At 64.9% G+C, this 17,378-nt stretch carries 14 protein-coding genes; 8 read left to right on the forward strand and 6 right to left on the reverse strand.

From position 1 onward, the window contains the following. From cobN to SB756_RS05530, 3 genes are all read left to right on the forward strand, one after another. Entirely contained in the window at positions 1–3,762 is a 3,762-nt protein-coding gene (gene cobN / locus SB756_RS05520) for a cobaltochelatase subunit CobN (RefSeq protein WP_410910349.1), read from the forward strand. Between the two features lies 1 nt (position 3,763). Then, entirely contained in the window at positions 3,764–4,786 is a 1,023-nt protein-coding gene (locus SB756_RS05525) for an ATP-binding protein (protein WP_410910350.1), read from the forward strand. 101 nt (positions 4,787–4,887) lie between these two features. Continuing rightward, positions 4,888–5,454 (forward strand): vWA domain-containing protein, encoded by a 567-nt coding sequence (locus SB756_RS05530; RefSeq protein WP_341798879.1) that lies wholly within the window; start codon positions 4,888–4,890, stop codon positions 5,452–5,454. A 106-nt stretch (positions 5,455–5,560) separates the two neighbouring features. On the opposite strand, the gene SB756_RS05535 is transcribed toward SB756_RS05530, so the two are convergent. Beyond that, positions 5,561–5,827, reverse strand: coding sequence for a hypothetical protein (locus SB756_RS05535; RefSeq protein ID WP_258651723.1), 267 nt, complete (start codon positions 5,825–5,827; stop codon positions 5,561–5,563). Positions 5,828–6,168: 341 nt separating this feature from the next. Between SB756_RS05535 and SB756_RS05540 the strand changes: the two genes are divergently transcribed. Beyond that, complete coding sequence (locus tag SB756_RS05540) at positions 6,169–7,494, forward strand: sigma 54-interacting transcriptional regulator (RefSeq protein WP_410910351.1); 1,326 nt, start codon at positions 6,169–6,171, stop codon at positions 7,492–7,494. A gap of 16 nt (positions 7,495–7,510) precedes the next feature. Here the strand turns inward: SB756_RS05540 and SB756_RS05545 are convergent, their stop codons facing one another. Beyond that, positions 7,511–9,511: a peptidase U32 family protein gene (locus tag SB756_RS05545; protein WP_410910352.1), complete on the reverse strand. Its 2,001-nt coding sequence runs from the start codon at positions 9,509–9,511 to the stop codon at positions 7,511–7,513. A gap of 205 nt (positions 9,512–9,716) precedes the next feature. Then, positions 9,717–10,097 carry a RidA family protein gene (locus tag SB756_RS05550; protein ID WP_410910353.1) on the reverse strand — a complete coding sequence of 127 codons (381 nt, stop codon included), beginning with the start codon at positions 10,095–10,097 and terminating at the stop codon, positions 9,717–9,719. Positions 10,098–10,234: 137 nt separating this feature from the next. On the opposite strand from SB756_RS05550, the gene SB756_RS05555 reads away from it, so the two are divergent. Continuing rightward, complete coding sequence (locus SB756_RS05555) at positions 10,235–10,927, forward strand: tRNA (adenine(22)-N(1))-methyltransferase (protein ID WP_410910354.1); 693 nt, start codon at positions 10,235–10,237, stop codon at positions 10,925–10,927. A gap of 1 nt (position 10,928) precedes the next feature. Here SB756_RS05555 and SB756_RS05560 read toward each other — a convergent pair whose 3' ends face one another. Then, the gene (locus SB756_RS05560) at positions 10,929–11,189 is read right to left on the reverse strand and encodes a DUF2790 domain-containing protein (protein ID WP_016499435.1); all 261 of its coding nucleotides are present in this window, start codon (positions 11,187–11,189) and stop codon (positions 10,929–10,931) included. A gap of 126 nt (positions 11,190–11,315) precedes the next feature. Here SB756_RS05560 and SB756_RS05565 point away from each other — a divergent pair, with 126 nt between their 5' ends. Further along, the gene (locus SB756_RS05565) at positions 11,316–12,248 is read left to right on the forward strand and encodes a LysR family transcriptional regulator (RefSeq protein ID WP_016499436.1); all 933 of its coding nucleotides are present in this window, start codon (positions 11,316–11,318) and stop codon (positions 12,246–12,248) included. Positions 12,249–12,322: 74 nt separating this feature from the next. Here SB756_RS05565 and SB756_RS05570 read toward each other — a convergent pair whose 3' ends face one another. Continuing rightward, positions 12,323–13,474: an acyl-CoA dehydrogenase family protein gene (locus tag SB756_RS05570; protein ID WP_341798714.1), complete on the reverse strand. Its 1,152-nt coding sequence runs from the start codon at positions 13,472–13,474 to the stop codon at positions 12,323–12,325. A 16-nt stretch (positions 13,475–13,490) separates the two neighbouring features. Next, complete coding sequence (locus tag SB756_RS05575) at positions 13,491–14,561, reverse strand: enoyl-CoA hydratase/isomerase family protein (protein WP_410910355.1); 1,071 nt, start codon at positions 14,559–14,561, stop codon at positions 13,491–13,493. Positions 14,562–14,816: 255 nt separating this feature from the next. Between SB756_RS05575 and mdcA the strand changes: the two genes are divergently transcribed. Together mdcA and SB756_RS05585 are read left to right on the forward strand one after the other, a co-directional pair. Next, positions 14,817–16,478, forward strand: a complete 1,662-nt coding sequence (gene mdcA, locus SB756_RS05580) for a malonate decarboxylase subunit alpha (protein WP_410910356.1) — start codon at positions 14,817–14,819, stop codon at positions 16,476–16,478. Further along, positions 16,478–17,377 (forward strand): triphosphoribosyl-dephospho-CoA synthase, encoded by a 900-nt coding sequence (locus SB756_RS05585; protein ID WP_410910357.1) that lies wholly within the window; start codon positions 16,478–16,480, stop codon positions 17,375–17,377. Before mdcA ends, SB756_RS05585 begins: the two co-directional genes overlap by 1 nt. Position 17,378: the final 1 nt, after the last annotated feature.

Here is a 17,378-nt window from a genome sequence, read left to right on the forward strand (position 1 = left end):
GTGCACCTGCTGCGGACCCAGCCCGGCGGCTTCGTGCCGGACGACAGTATTGCCGATCTCGGCCAGACACCCGCCGAGCTGGTGATTCTCTGCAGCGGCGATTCGCACCTGGCGTTGCTCGCCGATACCGCCGAGCAATTGCCTGAAGGCTTCCCCAGCCTGCGCCTGGCCAACCCTATGCAGGTGCAGAACCACGCTTCGGTCGACCTGTATGTCGACCAGGTGCTGCGCCATGCCAAGGTCATCCTGGTGTCGCTGCACGGCGGCGTCGGCTACTGGCGCTATGGTGTCGAGCAACTGGTCGAGCTGGCCGCCCGTGGCGTGCAGCTGATACTGGTGCCGGGTGATGACCGCCCGGACCCGGAGCTGACCCGCCTGGGCACCGTCACGGGCGACCAGGCCGAGCGCCTCTGGCACTACTTGCGCCAGGGCGGCAAGGCCAATGCCATCAACCTGTACAACTGCCTGGCCAACCAGTGGCTGGGCCGCGATTATGCCTGGGACGAGCCGCAACCCTTGCCGCGCACCGCTGTGTATCACCCGGCCAAGGGCAGTGTGGCACTGGAAGAATGGTACCCGCACTGGCACCCGGATTACCCGGTGGCGCCGCTGCTGTTCTACCGCTCCCACTTGCAGGCGGCCAACACCGCGTTCATCGACGTGTTCTGCCAGCGGCTGCAAGCCGCTGGTTTGAACCCGTTGCCGATTGCCGTGGCCAGCCTCAAGGAAAGCGCCTGCCTGGAGCAGGTTGAAGCCTGGCTGGACGAAGTCGGTGCCGAAGTGCTGGTCAATACCACCGGTTTTGCCCTGTCCAGCCCCGAACGGCCCAACCTGCGCCCGTTCCGCCGTGATATTCCGGTGCTGCAGGCCATCTGCGCGCAGGACAACCAGCCCGGCTGGGAAGCCAGCGAACAGGGGCTGGGTGCGCGCGACCTGGCCATGCACATCGCCTTGCCCGAACTGGACGGGCGCATCATTACCCGCCCGGTCAGTTTCAAGGACATGGCCTGGCGCAGCGAGCGCAGCCAGTCCGACGTGGTGTGCTACCGCGCCCACCCCGAGCGCATGGACTTCGTCGCCGAGCTGGCCCGCCGCTGGGTCGAGCTGGCGCGCCTGCCCAATGCCCAGAAACGCGTGGCCCTGGTAATGGCCAACTACCCGACCCGCGATGGCCGCATTGGCAACGGCGTCGGCCTGGACACGCCCGCTGCCGCACTGAACATTCTCAAGGCGCTGCAGGCCGAAGGCTATCCGCTGGCCGATTTGCCGGGCAGCGGCACGCAACTGATTCACCAGCTGCTCGGCGGCGTGACCAACGACCTTGACCACCTCGACCAGCGCCCTTGCGCCCAGAGCCTGAGCCTGGCCGACTACCAGGCCGCCTTCGAGCGCTTGCCCGAGGCCAATCGCCAGGCAGTGCTGGAGCGCTGGGGGCCGCCCGAGCAGGACCCGATGTACCGCAGCGGCCGGCTGATGGTGGCCGGCTTGCGCTTTGGCCTGACCTTCGTCGGCATCCAGCCCGCCCGGGGCTACCAGGTAGACCCCAGCGCGGTGTATCACGACCCCGACCTGGTGCCGCCGCACGGCTACCTGGCGTTTCACTTCTGGCTGCGCCACGCGTTCGCCGCCGACGCGGTGATCCATGTCGGCAAGCACGGCAACCTCGAATGGCTGCCCGGCAAGGGCGTCGGCTTGTCGGCGCAGTGCTGGCCGGACGCGCTGCTTGGCCCGCTGCCGAACATCTACCCGTTCATTGTCAACGACCCGGGCGAGGGCGCCCAGGCCAAGCGCCGTACCCAAGCCGTGATCATCGACCACTTGATGCCGCCGCTGACCCGCGCCGAAACCTACGGCCCGTTGCGCCACCTGGAGCAACTGGCCGACGAGTTCTACGAAGCGCAGCTACTCGACCCGCGGCGTGCACGCGAGTTGCAGCGCGACATCCTCGAGCTGGTCAAGGTCAACCACATCGACCGTGAGCTGCAACTGGAAGGGCAGCTGGACGATGCCTCCGTCTGGCTGCCGCGCCTGGACACCTATCTGTGCGACCTGAAGGAATCGCAGATTCGCGATGGCCTGCACGTGTTTGGCCAATCGCCAGAAGGGCGGCTGCGCCTGGACACGCTGCTGGCGCTGTTGCGGGTCGAGCGTGGCGACGGTCGTGGTGGTAATGCCAGCCTGCTGCGGGCCTTGGCCAAGGCCTTGGTGCCAGGCTTTGACCCGCTCGATTGTGAGCTTGGGCTCCCCTGGCAGGGCGAACGCCCTGAGCAGCTTCTGGCCATGAGCAGTGAACCCTGGCGCACCTGTGGCGATACCCGCGAGCGCCTGGAGCTTTTGGCGCAGCAGGTGATCGAGCAAGCGCTGGGCGGCACCCTGCAGTTGCCTGAACCGAGCGAATGGCAGCCGGTGCACGACGTGGTGCAGGCCTTGCGCGAAGCGGTGGCGCCCAGCCTGGATGCCTGCGGCGCTGCTGAAATGAGTGGCCTGCTGGCGGCGCTGGCCGGGCGATTCGTGCCTGCCGGCCCCAGCGGCGCGCCCAGCCGTGGGCGCCTCGACGTGCTGCCCACCGGCCGCAACTTCTATACCGTGGACGTGCGCAACCTGCCTACCACCACGGCCTGGCGCCTGGGTTTCGCCTCGGCCAGCCTGATCCTCGAGCGCCACCTGCAGGACCACGGCGATCACCTGCGCCAGCTCGGCCTGTCGGTGTGGGGCACGGCTACCATGCGTACTGGCGGCGACGACATCGCCCAGGCCATGGCGCTGATGGGCGTGCGGCCGGTGTGGGCGACCGGCAGCCAGCGCGTTGACGATTTTGAAATACTGCCGCTGGGCCTGCTCGACCGCCCGCGGGTGGATGTGACCTTGCGCGTTTCGGGCTTTTTCCGCGATGCCTTCGGCAACCTTATCCGCCTGTTCGATGCGGCCGTGCAGGCGGTGGCCGCGCTGGACGAACCCGATGATCTCAACCCGTTGGCCGCCCGTGTACGCAGCGAGCGTGCCACGCTGCAAGCGCAAGGGGTAGACGCCGAGCAGGCCGCGCGCCAGGCAGGCTGGCGGGTGTTCGGCGCCAAGCCCGGCGCGTATGGCGCCGGGGTGCAGAACGCTATCGACGGGCGCCTGTGGCACAGCCGCGACGATCTGGCCGAGGTCTACCTCAACCATGGTGGCTACGCCTACGGCGGCAGCGACGACGGCACCCCGGCCCGCGCCCAGTTCGCCCAACGCCTGGCCACGGTGCAGGCGGTGCTGCAGAACCAGGACAACCACGAGCATGACCTGCTCGATTCGAACGATTACTACCAGTTCCAGGGTGGCATGCTGGCGGCGTCAGAAACCTTGTCCGGGGCGCCGGTGGCCAGCTACCACGGCGACCACAGCCAGGCAGACCGACCCCGCATCCGTACCCTCAAGGAAGAGCTGAACCGGGTGATCCGCGCCCGCGCGCTCAACCCCAAGTGGATAGACGGGGTCAAGCGCCACGGCTACAAGGGCGCCTTCGAGATGGCGGCGACGGTCGACAACCTGTTCGCCTTTGATGCCACCACGCACCTGATCGACGACCATCATTACCAAGGGCTGGCCGATGCCTACGTGCTCGACCCGGCTACCCGCGATTTCATGCGCGAGCACAACCCCGAGGCCCTGCGCGACCTTACCGAGCGCCTGCTGGAGGCCCAGCAGCGCGGGCTGTGGCAGGCGCCGGGCGACTACCGCGAAGCCCTTGAGGAACAACTGCTCGACGGCGAGGAACAGGCTTGAAATGAGTGAACCCGTGCAATTTCCGCTGGCCGCTGTGGTCGGTGCCGACGACCTTAAGCTGGCACTGTGCCTGACCGCCATCGACCCGAAAATCGGCGGCGTGCTGATCGAAGGGCCGCGTGGCATGGCCAAGAGCACCCTGGCCCGTGGGCTGGCCGACCTGCTTGGCGAAGGCCCGTTTGTCACCTTGCCACTGGGCGCCAGTGAAGAACGGCTGGTCGGCACCCTCGACCTGGATGCCGCGCTGGGGCAGGGCAAGGCGCAGTTTTCCCCGGGCGTGCTGGCCCAGGCCGACGGTGGCGTGCTGTATGTCGATGAGGTCAACCTGCTGCCCGACACGCTGGTCGACCTGTTGCTCGATGTGGCTGCCAGTGGCACCAACCGCATCGAGCGCGACGGCATCTCGCACCGGCACAGCGCCCGTTTCGTGCTGATTGGCACCATGAACCCGGAAGAGGGCGAACTGCGCCCGCAGTTGCTCGACCGTTTTGGCCTGAACGTGGCCCTTGAGGGCCTGCCTGAGCCTGAGGCCCGTCAGCAGATCATCCGCCGGCGCCTGGCCTTCGACAGTGACCCGCAGGCTTTCTGCACGCAATGGGCTGCGGCCCAGGCGCAGTTGCGCGAGCGCTGCCAGGCGGCGCGCCATGCCCTGGCCGGTATTGCCCTGGATGACCAGGCGCTGGCCTGGATTACCGAGCGTTGCTACGCCGCCGGCGTCGACGGGTTGCGCGCCGACCTGGTGTGGTTGCGTGCGGCACGCGCCCACTGCGCCTGGCGCGGCGGTGCGGCCATCGAAGAAGTGGATGTCGAAGCGGTGGCCGAGTTCGCCTTGCGCCATCGCCGCCGCGTTGCGCCCCAGGCCAACCCGCCGTCGGCGCCGCAGCCGCCTGAGCAGCAGCCCGGCCAGCAAAGCGCTGGCAACGCGGGTGAACAGGGCGGGCAGGGCGACTGGGGGGCATTGCCGGCGCAACCCGTGGCCAGCGGCGCACGCCGCGAGGTACCTAACTGGGCAAAAAAGCCCTGAGCATCCCCCAGTCACCTGCAAAAGGGGCGGATGCCAAAGCGGGCGCAGGCAAGCAGAACGGCGCCAGCCGTGGCCGCGCGTGCAGTGCAGCAAGCGGCCGGGTGGCCTGGCTGCCGACCTTGCTCAAAGGGCGGCCACGGCTACGCCAGGACCTGTGCTGGCAACAACGCCAGGGCAAACCGGCAGAGTTGTGGCTGGTGATCGTCGACGCTTCGGCCTCCACCCGCCGCCATCAGGCGTTGGCACACACCAAAGGGCTGCTGGCGGCACTGTTCGACCAGGCCTACCGCCAGCGCGCCCGCCTGGCCTTGCTGACCGCCAGCGGGCGCACACCGCAGTGGCAGCGCCACGGCCTGAAGGCTTCGGCGGCCTTGCAGCCCTGGCTGCAGGCCCTGGGCGCCGGTGGTGGTACACCGCTGATCGCCGCACTGGAACAGGCCCGGCATTGGCTACAGGCGCGCCAGCGCGCCCATCCGGATGAAGCGGTACGTTGCCTGGTGTTTACCGATGGTCGCCTTCAGCACTGGAACGCCTTACAACCCATGCCCTGTACAACGTTGGTGGTGGATATGGAGTTGGCGGCGGTGCGTATTGGGCGCGCGCAACGCCTGGCCGAACAACTGCAGGCCGATTACCAGCACTTGCAGCAGTTCAAAGCGGTGGACTGAACAGCCTGGATGCGACATTGTGTCGCAATAGTGTAAGTTGCCAGAACAGCAACTTTGCATTTGAACAAGTGCGTGGCATTGCACGCACTTGGTTTGCAAGGGGATGTTACTTTGGCATCGACCACGGTTGCAGGTCGTAACCTTTTTCGCACAGTTCGGCGCGCACTTCTTCGATCAGGCTGGCCCACTGGGCAGGGTCGGAGTAGATGCTCGAAGACACTCGCTTGCTGCCGATGCGGGTGTTGGTCCGGTCGATCACTGCCAGGCTCAGCTCACCAGTACCGTTGGGTGCATCCCAGGCTACGCACTGGAAAGGTTCGAAGGCGTGGTCGGCAATCAGCAGTGCTTCGTTGACACGGAGCGGGGCGTTCATGGTTCGGTCTCTCTATGGTCCCAAACATCGAAGTGATTCCGCGTTGCTTTAAAGTCGCCTCAATGGTCGCGAAGTGCAGCGCGGGGTTATGTGTACTGATGCTCGTTGTCCGTGGGCAAGTCACACATTAGGTGTAAAATTTTTTGTCAGGCTTGAATCCGTTCTTCCCTGCGCCGCCATGTGATGTCGATAAAGTGCGAAAATTCCCGTGGCACTTTGTAAAAAAATGCGTCAGCAGACAGACGGTAGTGGGCACCGTCAACTTCGTTGCTACTGTTAAACGGGCGCCACAACTTGCTGTTTTACTTCATAAAACCAAAAACTGGCGCCAAGGAACGGTCATGCTGCAGCCTGCCGCCCAACGTCGTTTGCTCATCGTCGACCCCTGCGACGACTGCCACCAATTGTTGCCTGGCCTGAGTAGCGCAGGCTGGGATGTGTACAGTTGCATGCTCGGTGCCGCGCTCGATCACCCTTGTGATGTGGGTTTGTTGCGCTTGCAGGCTTCGCACCTGAGGCACCCGGACGCGGTCAAGGACATGATCAAGCGCAGTAACACCGAATGGATCGCGGTGTTAAGCGCCGAACAGTTGCGCATGCCGGCCGTCGGCGATTTTGTCTGCGAATGGTTCTTCGACTTCCACACCCTGCCATTCGATGTCTCCCGCGTGCAGGTCACCCTTGGCCGGGCGTTCGGCATGGCGCGCCTGCGTGGCAAAGGGGCCGCCAAGGTGGACGACGCGACCCACGAACTGCTTGGCGAAAGCCGGCCGATCCGCGAGTTGCGCAAGTTGCTGGGCAAGTTGGCACCCACCGAGTCGCCCGTGCTGATCCGTGGTGAAAGCGGCACGGGCAAGGAACTGGTGGCCCGCACCCTGCACCGGCAGTCGCAACGCAGTGAGCAGCCGTTCGTCGCCATCAACTGCGGGGCAATCCCCGAGCACCTGATCCAGTCCGAACTGTTCGGCCATGAGAAGGGCGCTTTCACCGGTGCCCATCAGCGCAAGACCGGGCGCATTGAAGCCGCCCACGGTGGCACGTTGTTTCTGGATGAAATTGGTGACTTGCCGCTGGAATTGCAGGCCAATCTGCTGCGTTTTCTACAAGAAAAGCACATTGAGCGGGTGGGCGGCAGCCAGCCGATTCCGGTGGATGCGCGGGTTTTGGCCGCCACCCACGTGGACCTGGAAAGAGCCATCGAACAGGGGCGTTTTCGCGAAGACCTGTATTACCGCTTGAACGTATTGCAGGTGGTGACCGCGCCCCTGCGGGACCGACATGGTGACTTGTCGATGCTGGCCAGCCATTTTGCCCATTTCTACAGCCTGGAAACCGGGCGCCGGCCGCGTTCATTCAGCGACCATGCCCTGGCGGCCATGGGCCGGCATGACTGGCCGGGCAATGTACGCGAGCTCGCCAACCGGGTGCGCCGCGGCCTGGTACTCGCCGAAGGCCGGCAGATCGAGGCGCAGGACCTGGGCCTGCAGACGTTGGACCAAGGGCAGCAGCCGCTGGGCACGCTAGAGGAATACAAGCAGCGGGCCGAGCGCCAGGCCTTGTGCGATGTGCTTAACCGGCATAGCGATAACATGAGCGTAGCGGCGAAGGTGCTGGGGATCTCCCGGCCCACCTTCTACCGCTTGCTGCACAAGCATCAGATACGCTGACTGAACTGTTCGAGGGTCAGTGTGGCGCGCGCACGATGGTTTTCAGCAGGTCTTCCGGGCTGATGTGCCCCACCACCTGGGCCACCGCACTGCCTGGGGTTGGCAGGTCGATGATGTGGCTTTTCATCTTGCCGACCACATGCATTTCGCACGGTTTGCAGTCGAACTTCAGGGTCAGCACTTCATCACCCTGAATCAGCTGCATCGGTGCCACCTTGGTGCGCACGCCGGTCACGCCCTTGGCCTGCTTGGGGCACAGGTTGAAGGAGAAGCGCAGGCAGTGCTTGGTGATCATCACCGGCACCTCACCGTGTTCTTCATGGGCCTCGTAGGCCGCGTCGATCAGCTGCACGCCATGGCGATGGTAGAAATCGCGGGCCTTCTGGTTGTACACGTTGGCCAGGAAGGAAAGGTGCGACTCGGGGTACACCGGTGGCGGCGTGGTCTCGGCCTTGCGCCCGCCACGCGGGTGCGCCTTGATACGCGCCTCGGTCAGCGCCTCGATGGCTTCCCGGCGCAGGGCCTTGAGCTGCGAGTTGGGGATGAAGTACGCCTGCGGCGCGTCCAGCTCGATGCTGCTGGCGTGGTACATCGTGGTACCCAGCTGGCCGAGCAGGTCATGCAACTGGTCCAGGGCCTGCTGCGGCTTGTTGGCCTCGCCGAACGGGCCGTCCAGGGCCACCTGCACGCTGACGCCTTCCTCACTGCTGAGGGTAAGCATCAAGCGCTGCTCGCGCAGTACAGCATGCCATTCCACACCAACACGGCGCTCGGAAGAGGTGCGTTGCAGGGCCTGCTGCCAGTTGTGGTCGAGGTTGCGCGACAGCGGGTGGTTGGGCCGCAGCTTGTGCAGGCCTTCGGGCATTTCGTTGGGCTCGACGCGGTAGCGGTAGCGCTTCTGGCCGTCTTCCTCGAACTCGCCACGTGGTTCGGCGATGTTGGCGCGGAAACCCACCACTTCACGTTTGACCAGCACATTCAGGCCGTCGCCGTTGGTCAGTGGCACTTCGGTCACCACTTGCATGTCACGCTTGCCGACCTTTTCCACCACACCCACCGGCAGGCCTGTGAAGGTTGGCGAGTCGAAGGCACCGATGTCGACCTTGCGGTCGGTCACGAAATAGTCGGTGCTGCCGCGGTGGAAGGTCTTGTCCGGGTCGGGCAAGAAGAAGTGTTCAGTCCGGCCGCTGGACGCACGGGCATATGCCGGGCGGCCTTCGAGGATGGCGTCGAGCTCTTTGCGGTAGTGGGCGGTGATGTTCTTCACATAGCCCATGTCCTTGTAGCGGCCCTCGATCTTGAACGAGCGCACGCCAGCATCCACCAGGTCGGCCAGGTTGGCGGTCTGGTTGTTGTCCTTCATCGACAGCAGGTGCTTCTCGAACGCAACCACGCGACCCTGGTCATCCTTCAGGGTGTAGGGCAGGCGGCAGGCTTGGGAACAGTCGCCACGGTTGGCGCTTCGGCCAGTCTGCGCGTGGGAGATGTTGCACTGGCCGGAGAAGGCCACGCAAAGCGCACCGTGGATGAAGAACTCGATGGCAGCGTCGGTTTCGGCGGCGATGGCGCGGATTTGCTGCAGGTTCAGCTCACGGGCCAGTACCAGCTGGGAGAAACCGGCCTGGTCGAGGAACTTGGCCCGTTCCAGGGTGCGGATGTCGGTCTGGGTGCTGGCGTGCAGTTCGATCGGCGGGATGTCCAGCTCCATCACCCCCAGGTCTTGCACGATCAGCGCGTCGACGCCGGCATCGTACAGCTGATGGATCAGCATGCGCGCGGGTTCCAGCTCGTTGTCGTGCAGGATGGTGTTGATGGTGGTGAACACGCGCGCATGGTAGCGGCGGGCGAACTCGACCAGTTCGGCGATCTCGCCCACTTCGTTGCAGGCGTTATGGCGTGCGCCAAAGCTTGGGCCGCCGATGTAGATGGCGTCAGCGCCGTGCAGGATCGCTTCGCGAGCGATGGCCACGTCACGGGCAGGGCTGAGCAGTTCCAGGTGATTCTTTGGAAGGGACATGTCGTTATATTTTCGGGCTGCCACGGTTTAGGCGGGCATTGTAGCGGCGAAACGGGCTGGCGGCATCATCGGGGTGCCAGGAGGTGTATTGCTTTTACCGGCCCTATCGCCGGCAAGCCAGCTCCCACAGCAATTGCATAGGGCTTGAGGCCGATGCGGTCGAGGTGGGAGCTGGCTTGCCGGCGATAGGGCCCTTGCAGGTAGCTCAGCGTTTGGCGGCCATTGCGGTCACTTCTACGCGCATGCCTTCAAATGCCAACGAAGCCACACCCACGGCCGCACGCACCGGCCATGGCTTGCTGAAGAAACGCTGGTACACCTCGTTGAACGCGGCGCGGTCGGCCATGTCGGTCAGGTAGATGGTCAGGTGCAGCACACGGTCCATGCCGCTGCCGGCCTTTTCCAGCGCTACTTTCAGCGCCTGCAGGGTGCATTCGCTTTGCTCGACGATGCCGCCCAGCTCCAGGCTGCCATCGGCGTGGGTCGGAATCTGGGTGGTGACCAGCACGCCGTTGAACTGGGCGACGTCGGACGAAATCGACTCGGCGTCCGGGTCCGGGGTGTAGATGATGTCTGCATGTGCCATGGTGTGTTTTGCCTTGCGACGGAAGGAAAGCGGCAAGCCTACGCGAGCAGGCGGGTCGGGTCGAGGGCGCCCAGGTGTTTGAAATGCGCGGCGTTCGCCGTCAGAATCGCGCCCCATTGCAAAGCCAGGGGCACATTTTGAACGAACAGACTTTGTCCAGGCGCCTGGAGCGCGTGGCTGCACATGTGCCGCAGGGCGCCCGCTTGGCCGACATCGGCTCGGATCATGGTTATCTGCCGGTAGCGTTGATGCTGCGGGGGGTGATCGAGGCCGGGGTGGCGGGCGAGGTGGCGCAGACGCCGTTTGCCTCGGCGCAGCGCAATGTGCGCAGAAACGGCCTGCAAGACCGGTTAACCGTGCGCCTGGCCGATGGCCTGGCGGCGGTCGAACCGCAAGACCGCATCTCGGTGGTCAGCATCTGCGGTATGGGTGGCGACACCATGTGCGAGATCCTCGAGGCCGGCAAGCAGCGCCTTGGCGGCGTCACGCGGCTGGTACTGCAGCCCAATGGCGGTGAGCGCGAGCTCCGCCAGTGGCTGGCGGGCAATGGTTACCGGATCGTCAGCGAAGAGCTGCTGCGGGAAAACCGCTTCGACTACGAAATCATCGTCGCCGAGCCGGGCAGGGTGGTGTATAGCGCTGAACAGCTGTACTTCGGCCCGGTGTTGATGCAGGAGAAAAGCGAGGCATTTCTGGTCAAGTGGCGGCGCATGCTGCGGCAGAAGCAGCAGACCCTGGCCAATTTCCAACGGGCCCGCGATGCGGTGCCTCAGGCGAAAATCGACGATTTCAATCAGCAGGTGGGCTGGATCACCCAGGTACTCGCCTGACTCACTGCTGCGAGCAGTTGCCCATTTCGCGGTAGTCTATTTCGCGTTTCTGGCCCTGGTGGTCGACGTACACCATGTGCGCAGTGCCAACCTGGCAGTCGGCAGCGTTGCTGGCCGGGGTGATGGAGATCACTTTGGCCACATCCAGCGGCATGCCGTACTCATAATTGCTGCTGGTTGGCTGCGTACTGCCCGCATCGGCAAAGGCACCGAACGAGGCGAGGGTGGCGGCCACAGCAAGGACAGCGATCGAACGTTTCATGACAGGCTCCATTTCTTGAATGTATGACTAATGATGTATTCATTGGTCATCCACAATAAATGGGCCAGTCCGTGATAGATTCCTGCCTGTAACGCAAGAATAAGACTGAACAAGGAGCACACCCTCATGGACATGCTGCATGCCATGCGTACCTTCGCCCGTGTGGTGGAGTGTGGCAGCTTCGCTGCGGCCGCCAATGCCTTGGATATTTCCGCGGCACAGGTTTCGCGTATTGTTGCCGAGCTGGAGAACCAGCTGCAGACCCGCCTGCTGCACCGCACCACCCGGCGCCTGCGCATGAGCGAGGCGGGTGAGCGGTTTCTGGAGCGTGCGCGGCAGATCATGCTGCTGACCGAAGAAGCGGTGGGTGAAGCCCGCGGTGCGCACCTCACGCCTCGCGGCCATCTGCGCTTGCATTGCCCGCACGGCCTGGGCCTGTTGCTGATGCCGCTGGTGGCCGGCTACAACGCGCTGTGCCCGGAGGTGGTGATCGAGTTGACGCTGTCCCAGCGCAATCCTGACCCGCTGGCCGAAGGGCATGACGTGGTGATCACCGTGGACGGTGCGCTGCCGGACTCCCAGCTGATTGCCGTCCCGCTTGGCAATATCTTCAGTATCCCGTGCGCGGCGCCCAGCTATCTGGAGCGGCATGGCGTGCCTGAGCGACCCGAGGACCTGCATGCGCACCGCTGCCTGCGCATGGCGTATCCCATGTATGAAGGAGACTGGGTATTCCCCCAGGGGGTGGACCAGTGCGTGATCGCACCCAGTGACAACTTCTCCACCAACGTTGCCGACGCCATGCTGGTGGCCAGTGAGTTGGGCATGGGCATCGGCCTGCTACCGTTCTATACGGCCAGCCAGTCGATCGAGCAAGGGCGTTTGTGCAGGCTGCTGGCGCCGTACCGTTTGCGCGAGAGTGCGCTGTATGCGATGTACCCGTCACGGCATTATCTGGACGCCAAGGTGCGGACGTGGATCGATTACCTCAAGGAGCAGTTGCCAGCGGTGTTCGAGGGGCATGCGCAGGTGGTGGATGATTCGCGGTACTGGCGCTGAATCGCAGATCGGCTTCCTTGTGGGAGCGGCCTTGTGTCGCGATTGGGCCGCACCCACAGACGGGGACCGCCGTACTACAGCGGGTAGTGCTTCAGCTCGCGTGCAATCAGCATGCGCTGGATCTCGCTCGACCCCTCATAGATCTGCGTAATCCGCGCATCCCGGTAATAGCGCTCCACCGGGTAATCCTCCAAATAGCCATACCCGCCATGCACCTGGATCGCCATCGAGCACACCCGCTCGGCCATTTCCGAAGCGAATAATTTGGCCTGCGACGCCTCCGACAGGCACGGCTTGCCAGCGCTGCGCAGGCGGGCGGCATGCAGGATCAGCAAACGTGCGGCGTTTACCTGTACCTGCATGTCGGCCAGCAGGTTGGCGATGCTCTGGTGCTCGTTGATCGGCTTGCCGAATTGCACCCTGTCGCGCGAGTAGACCAGCGCCGCCTCGAACGCTGCGCGGGCAATGCCCAACGCCTGGGCGGCGATGCCGATACGCCCGCCTTCAAGGTTGGACAGGGCGATGGCCAAGCCCTTGCCACGCTCGCCAAGGAGGTTGGCAGCGGGGATGCGGCAGTTGTCGAAGGTGACCGCGCAGGTGTCGGAGGCGCGGATGCCCATCTTGTGCTCGCTGCGGTCGACCTTGAAACCCGGGTTGTCGGTGGGCACCAGAAACGCCGAGAGGCCCTTCTTGCCCAGCTCTGGGTCGGTCACCGCGAAGACGATGGCCAGGCCGGCGCGGCGGGCGTTGCTGACGAACTGCTTGGCGCCATTGATTACCCACTCGCCGTTGACCAGCTCGGCGCGGGTGCGCAGGTTGTGCGCCTCGGAGCCGGCCTGCGGCTCGGTCAGGCAGAAGCAGCCGATGACATCGCCGCTGGCCAGGCGCGGTAGCCATTGCTGTTGTTGCTCGGCAGTACCGTAGGCCAGCAGCGGCCCGCAGCCTACCGAGTTGTGAATGCTCATCATCGCCCCGGTGGCGCCGCAGCCTGCGGCGATTTCTTCCACGGCCAGGGCGTAGGCGACGTAGTCGGTATAGCTGCCGCCGAAGTCCTCCGGCACCACCATGCCCAGCAGGCCCAGTTCGCCCATCTTGCGCACCACGCCGTCATCGATCCAGCCGGCCTTTTCCCAGGCCTGGGCGTGCGGGGCGATCTCGCCACGGGCAAAGTCCCGGGCCATGTCGCGGATCATGATCTGCTCTTCGCTCAGTTCCAGGTCTTGCATCTGTGTACTCCCGGGCTCACAGGCCTTCAAAGAATTGGTCAACCCGCTGCGGTTGCAGCGCGGCCAGGGTCGGCGGGTTCCAGCGAGGCTGTTTGTCCTTGTCGATGATCAGGGCGCGCACGCCTTCGATGATGTCGCCGTGCCGGAACCACTGGCGGTCCAGGTGCAGCTCCATGGCAAAGCAGTCTTCCAGCCCAAGGTGGCGACCGCGGCGCAACATCTCCAGGGTAACCGCCATGGCCAACGGTGAGCGGCTTTCCAGCTGGTCGGCGGCGGCCACGGCCCAGGCATGGCTGTCACCGATACTGACCGCACGCAATTGCTCGACGATGGCTTGCAGGTTGGGCAGGGCGAAGAAGTGGTCGATGACCGGGCGCAGCTTTTCCAGTGGGGCATCTTCCAGCGCCTGGGTACCGAGCGTGGCCAGCAGGTTCTGCAGGTCCTTCAGCGGGTTGTCGCCAAAGTTCAGTTGGTTCAGGCCCTGGTCAAGGGCGGTGAGCTGGTCACTGGCCAGGTACCAGTCGGCCAGGCCGCAGTACAGGGCGTCGGCCGCCTGAATCTGGGTGCCGCTGACGCCCAGGTAGATGCCCAGTTCGCCGGGGATACGTGACAGGAAGTAGCTACCGCCCACATCGGGGAAGTAGCCGATACCGACTTCGGGCATGCCCAGCCGGCTGCGCTCGGTGACCACGCGCAGATCACAGCCCTGGGCCAGGCCCATTCCGCCGCCGAGTGTGAAGCCGTCCATCAGTACCAGCACGGGCTTGCGATAGCGGTGGATGAGCAGGTCGAGGGCGTATTCCTCGACGAAGAAGGTTTCATGCAGCGTGTCGCCAGCTTTGAAACTGTCGTGCAGCGACCGGATATCGCCCCCGGCACAAAAGCCCTTGGGGCCTTCGCCGCGCAGCACCACAGCGCGCACTTGCGGGTCTTCGGCCCACTGGTCGAGGTGCTGGCGCAGGCTACGGACCATGTCCAGGGTCAGGGCATTGAGGCCGGCGGGGCGGTTCAGGGTCAGGTGGCCTACCTGGTTGCGGACCTCGGCCAGTACATGCTCGGTTGCCGAGGCTTGAGCGTGCGCAGTCATTGCGTTCTCCCTGCTTTGTTATTGATTTTCCAAGTGAAGTCTGGAGTTCGCTGGAGGATCGCAGGATCCTGTCATGCGAATTTGCCTTGCACAATCGACAATTATGCAGGGGCATCGTGCATTTTTGCTTTAGGCCACCGATCCGGCTAGGCAATTCATTAACCTGACAGTAACAAATGCGCCGGCAGCTTGATTGATCCGCCAGGCAACGCAGCCCTAAGGTGACCTCCACGACAGCGAACCTGTGGAGCCACCATGACAATAACTCAGAATCCACCGCCGCAATGGTCGCGGCGGCGCGCCGAAAAGCAGCGCCGCCTTGATCGGGTACGTCACCTCGCCGACGGCGTGGTGCTGCCCACCGAGCGTATCGTCGAAGCCCTCGAACTGCTGCTGGCCCCGGGCGACCGGGTGGTGCTGGAGGGCAACAACCAAAAGCAGGCCGACTTCCTTTCACGCTCGCTGGCCAAGGTCGACCCCGGGCGCCTGCATGACTTGCACATGATCATGCCCAGCGTCAGCCGCGCCGAGCACCTGGACCTGTTCGAGCGTGGCATCGCGCGCAAGCTCGACTTCTCCTTCGCCGGCCCGCAGAGCCTGCGCATCAGCCAGTTGCTGGAAGATGGCCTGCTCGAAGTCGGTGCCATCCACACCTATATCGAGCTGTACTCGCGGCTGCTGGTCGACCTGATCCCCAACGTCACTCTGGTGGCCGGCTTCATGGCCGACCGTGACGGCAACCTGTACACCGGCCCCAGCACCGAAGACACCCCGGCACTGGTGGAGCCGGCCGCGTTCAGCGACGGTATCGTCATCGCCCAGGTCAACCAGCTGGTGGACCGCGTGGACGACCTGCCACGGGTCGACATCCCGGCGTCCTGGGTCGATTTCGTGGTGGTCGCCGACCAGCCCTTCTATATAGAACCGCTGTTCACCCGGGACCCGCGCCACATCAAGCCGGTGCATGTGCTGATGGCGATGATGGCCATTCGCGGCATCTACGAAAAACACCAAGTGCAGTCGCTGAACCATGGCATCGGCTTCAATACCGCCGCCATCGAGCTGATCTTGCCCACCTACGGCGAGTCTCTGGGCCTGAAGGGCAAGATTTGCCGCAACTGGACGCTCAACCCGCACCCGACCTTGATCCCGGCCATCGAGACTGGCTGGGTGCAGAGCGTGCATTGCTTCGGCACCGAGCTGGGCATGGAGGACTACATCGCCCAGCGCCCGGACGTGTTCTTCACCGGCCGCGATGGCTCGCTGCGTTCCAACCGCATGATGTGCCAACTGGCGGGGCAATACGCCGTCGACCTGTTCATCGGCGCCACCTTGCAAGTAGATGGCCATGGCCATTCCTCGACCGTGACCCGCGGCCGCCTGGCCGGCTTTGGCGGTGCACCGAACATGGGCCACGACCCGCGTGGCCGGCGCCACGCTACCCCGGCCTGGCTCGACATGACCGTGCCGGAAACCCTGCTGGAGCGCGGGCGCAAGCTGGTGGTGCAAATGGTCGAGACCTACCAGGAAGGCGGCAAGCCCACTTTCGTGGAAACCCTCGATGCCGTGGAAGTGGCCAGGAAGGCCGGGATTCCGCTGGCGCCGGTAATGATTTACGGCGATGACGTCACCCACCTGCTGACCGAGGAGGGCATTGCCTACCTGTACAAGGCCCGCAGCCTGGAAGAACGCCAGCAGATGATTGCCGCCGTGGCCGGGGTTACCGCCATCGGCCTGCGCCACGACCCGAAAGACACCCTGCGTATGCGCCAGCAAGGGCTGATCGCGCTGCCTGAGGACCTCGGCATCCGCCGCACCGACGCCAGCCGCGAGCTGCTGGCCGCGCGCAGCATTGCCGACCTGGTCGAGTGGTCCGGCGGCCTCTACAACCCGCCTGCACGGTTCAGGAGCTGGTGATGAAAGCACTCTTTCTCGAACTCCCCCAGGTTCCTGTGGGAGCGGGTTCACCCGCGAAGAGGCCAGCCCAGGCAACCGAAATTCCCCTGGCCGACCACCTCGCCGACCTGGCCGTTGAAGCCCTGATCGACGAAGCCGACCTGTCCCCCAAACCCGGCCTGGTCGACCGCCGCAGCAACGGCGCCCACCACGACATGACCCTGGCCCTGATGCACGCCTCGGCCCTGGCCCTGTGGCCATGCCTGCGCAACATGGCCGAAGCCGCCCGGTCCATCGGTCAGGTTGGCCAGCCCCTGCGCGCCACACTGGGCCAGCTCGGCCGCGAAGGCGAGGCCGCGATGCTTGCCGCCACCCACGGGGTCAATACTCACCGCGGCGCCATCTGGGCACTGGGCCTGCTGGTCGCGTCCACGGCCCTCGATACCCAGGCGGACGCCTGCACCCTGGCCGCCCGCGCCGGGCGTATAGCCCTGTTCGACGACCCGGCCATGCCGCACGAGCACAGCCACGGCTTGCAGGTCCGCCACCGCTACGGCACCGGCGGCGCCCGCGAACAGGCACAGCAAGGCTTCCCCGCCGTCATCGGCCACGGCCTGCCACAACTGCAGCGCAGCCGCGCCGCCGGTGCCAGCGAGCAGCACGCCCGGCTCGACGCGTTACTGGCGATCATGAGCGTGCTCAGCGATACCTGCGTGCTCTGGCGCAGCGGCCCGGCCGGGCTGGCTGCCGTCCAGCAAGGTGCCCACGCCGTACTTGCCGAAGGCGGCAGCGCCACACTGGCGGGGCGCCGCCAACTGCGCCAGCTGGACCGGCAACTGCTGCAACTGAACGCCTCACCGGGCGGCGCCGCCGACTTGCTGGCCGCCTGCCTGTTCCTCGACAAAGCCGGGAGCCTGTGAC

The sequence above is a fragment of the Pseudomonas sp. SIMBA_068 genome, assembly GCF_046534705.1.
GTDB classification, from domain to species: domain Bacteria; phylum Pseudomonadota; class Gammaproteobacteria; order Pseudomonadales; family Pseudomonadaceae; genus Aquipseudomonas; species Aquipseudomonas putida.

What these genes read in the sequence shown, in the direction of transcription:
- SB756_RS05525 (WP_410910350.1), top strand. Translation starts at nt 3,764, where the DNA reads ATGAGTGAACCCGTGCAATTTCCGCTGGCCGCTGTGGTCGGTGCCGAC.
- SB756_RS05535 (WP_258651723.1), bottom strand. Translation starts at nt 5,827, where the DNA reads ATGAACGCCCCGCTCCGTGTCAACGAAGCACTGCTGATTGCCGACCAC.
- SB756_RS05540 (WP_410910351.1), top strand. Translation starts at nt 6,169, where the DNA reads ATGCTGCAGCCTGCCGCCCAACGTCGTTTGCTCATCGTCGACCCCTGC.
- SB756_RS05545 (WP_410910352.1), bottom strand. Translation starts at nt 9,511, where the DNA reads ATGTCCCTTCCAAAGAATCACCTGGAACTGCTCAGCCCTGCCCGTGAC.
- SB756_RS05550 (WP_410910353.1), bottom strand. Translation starts at nt 10,097, where the DNA reads ATGGCACATGCAGACATCATCTACACCCCGGACCCGGACGCCGAGTCG.
- SB756_RS05560 (WP_016499435.1), bottom strand. Translation starts at nt 11,189, where the DNA reads ATGAAACGTTCGATCGCTGTCCTTGCTGTGGCCGCCACCCTCGCCTCG.
- SB756_RS05565 (WP_016499436.1), top strand. Translation starts at nt 11,316, where the DNA reads ATGGACATGCTGCATGCCATGCGTACCTTCGCCCGTGTGGTGGAGTGT.
- SB756_RS05570 (WP_341798714.1), bottom strand. Translation starts at nt 13,474, where the DNA reads ATGCAAGACCTGGAACTGAGCGAAGAGCAGATCATGATCCGCGACATG.
- SB756_RS05575 (WP_410910355.1), bottom strand. Translation starts at nt 14,561, where the DNA reads ATGACTGCGCACGCTCAAGCCTCGGCAACCGAGCATGTACTGGCCGAG.
- mdcA (WP_410910356.1), top strand. Translation starts at nt 14,817, where the DNA reads ATGACAATAACTCAGAATCCACCGCCGCAATGGTCGCGGCGGCGCGCC.
- SB756_RS05585 (WP_410910357.1), top strand. Translation starts at nt 16,478, where the DNA reads ATGAAAGCACTCTTTCTCGAACTCCCCCAGGTTCCTGTGGGAGCGGGT.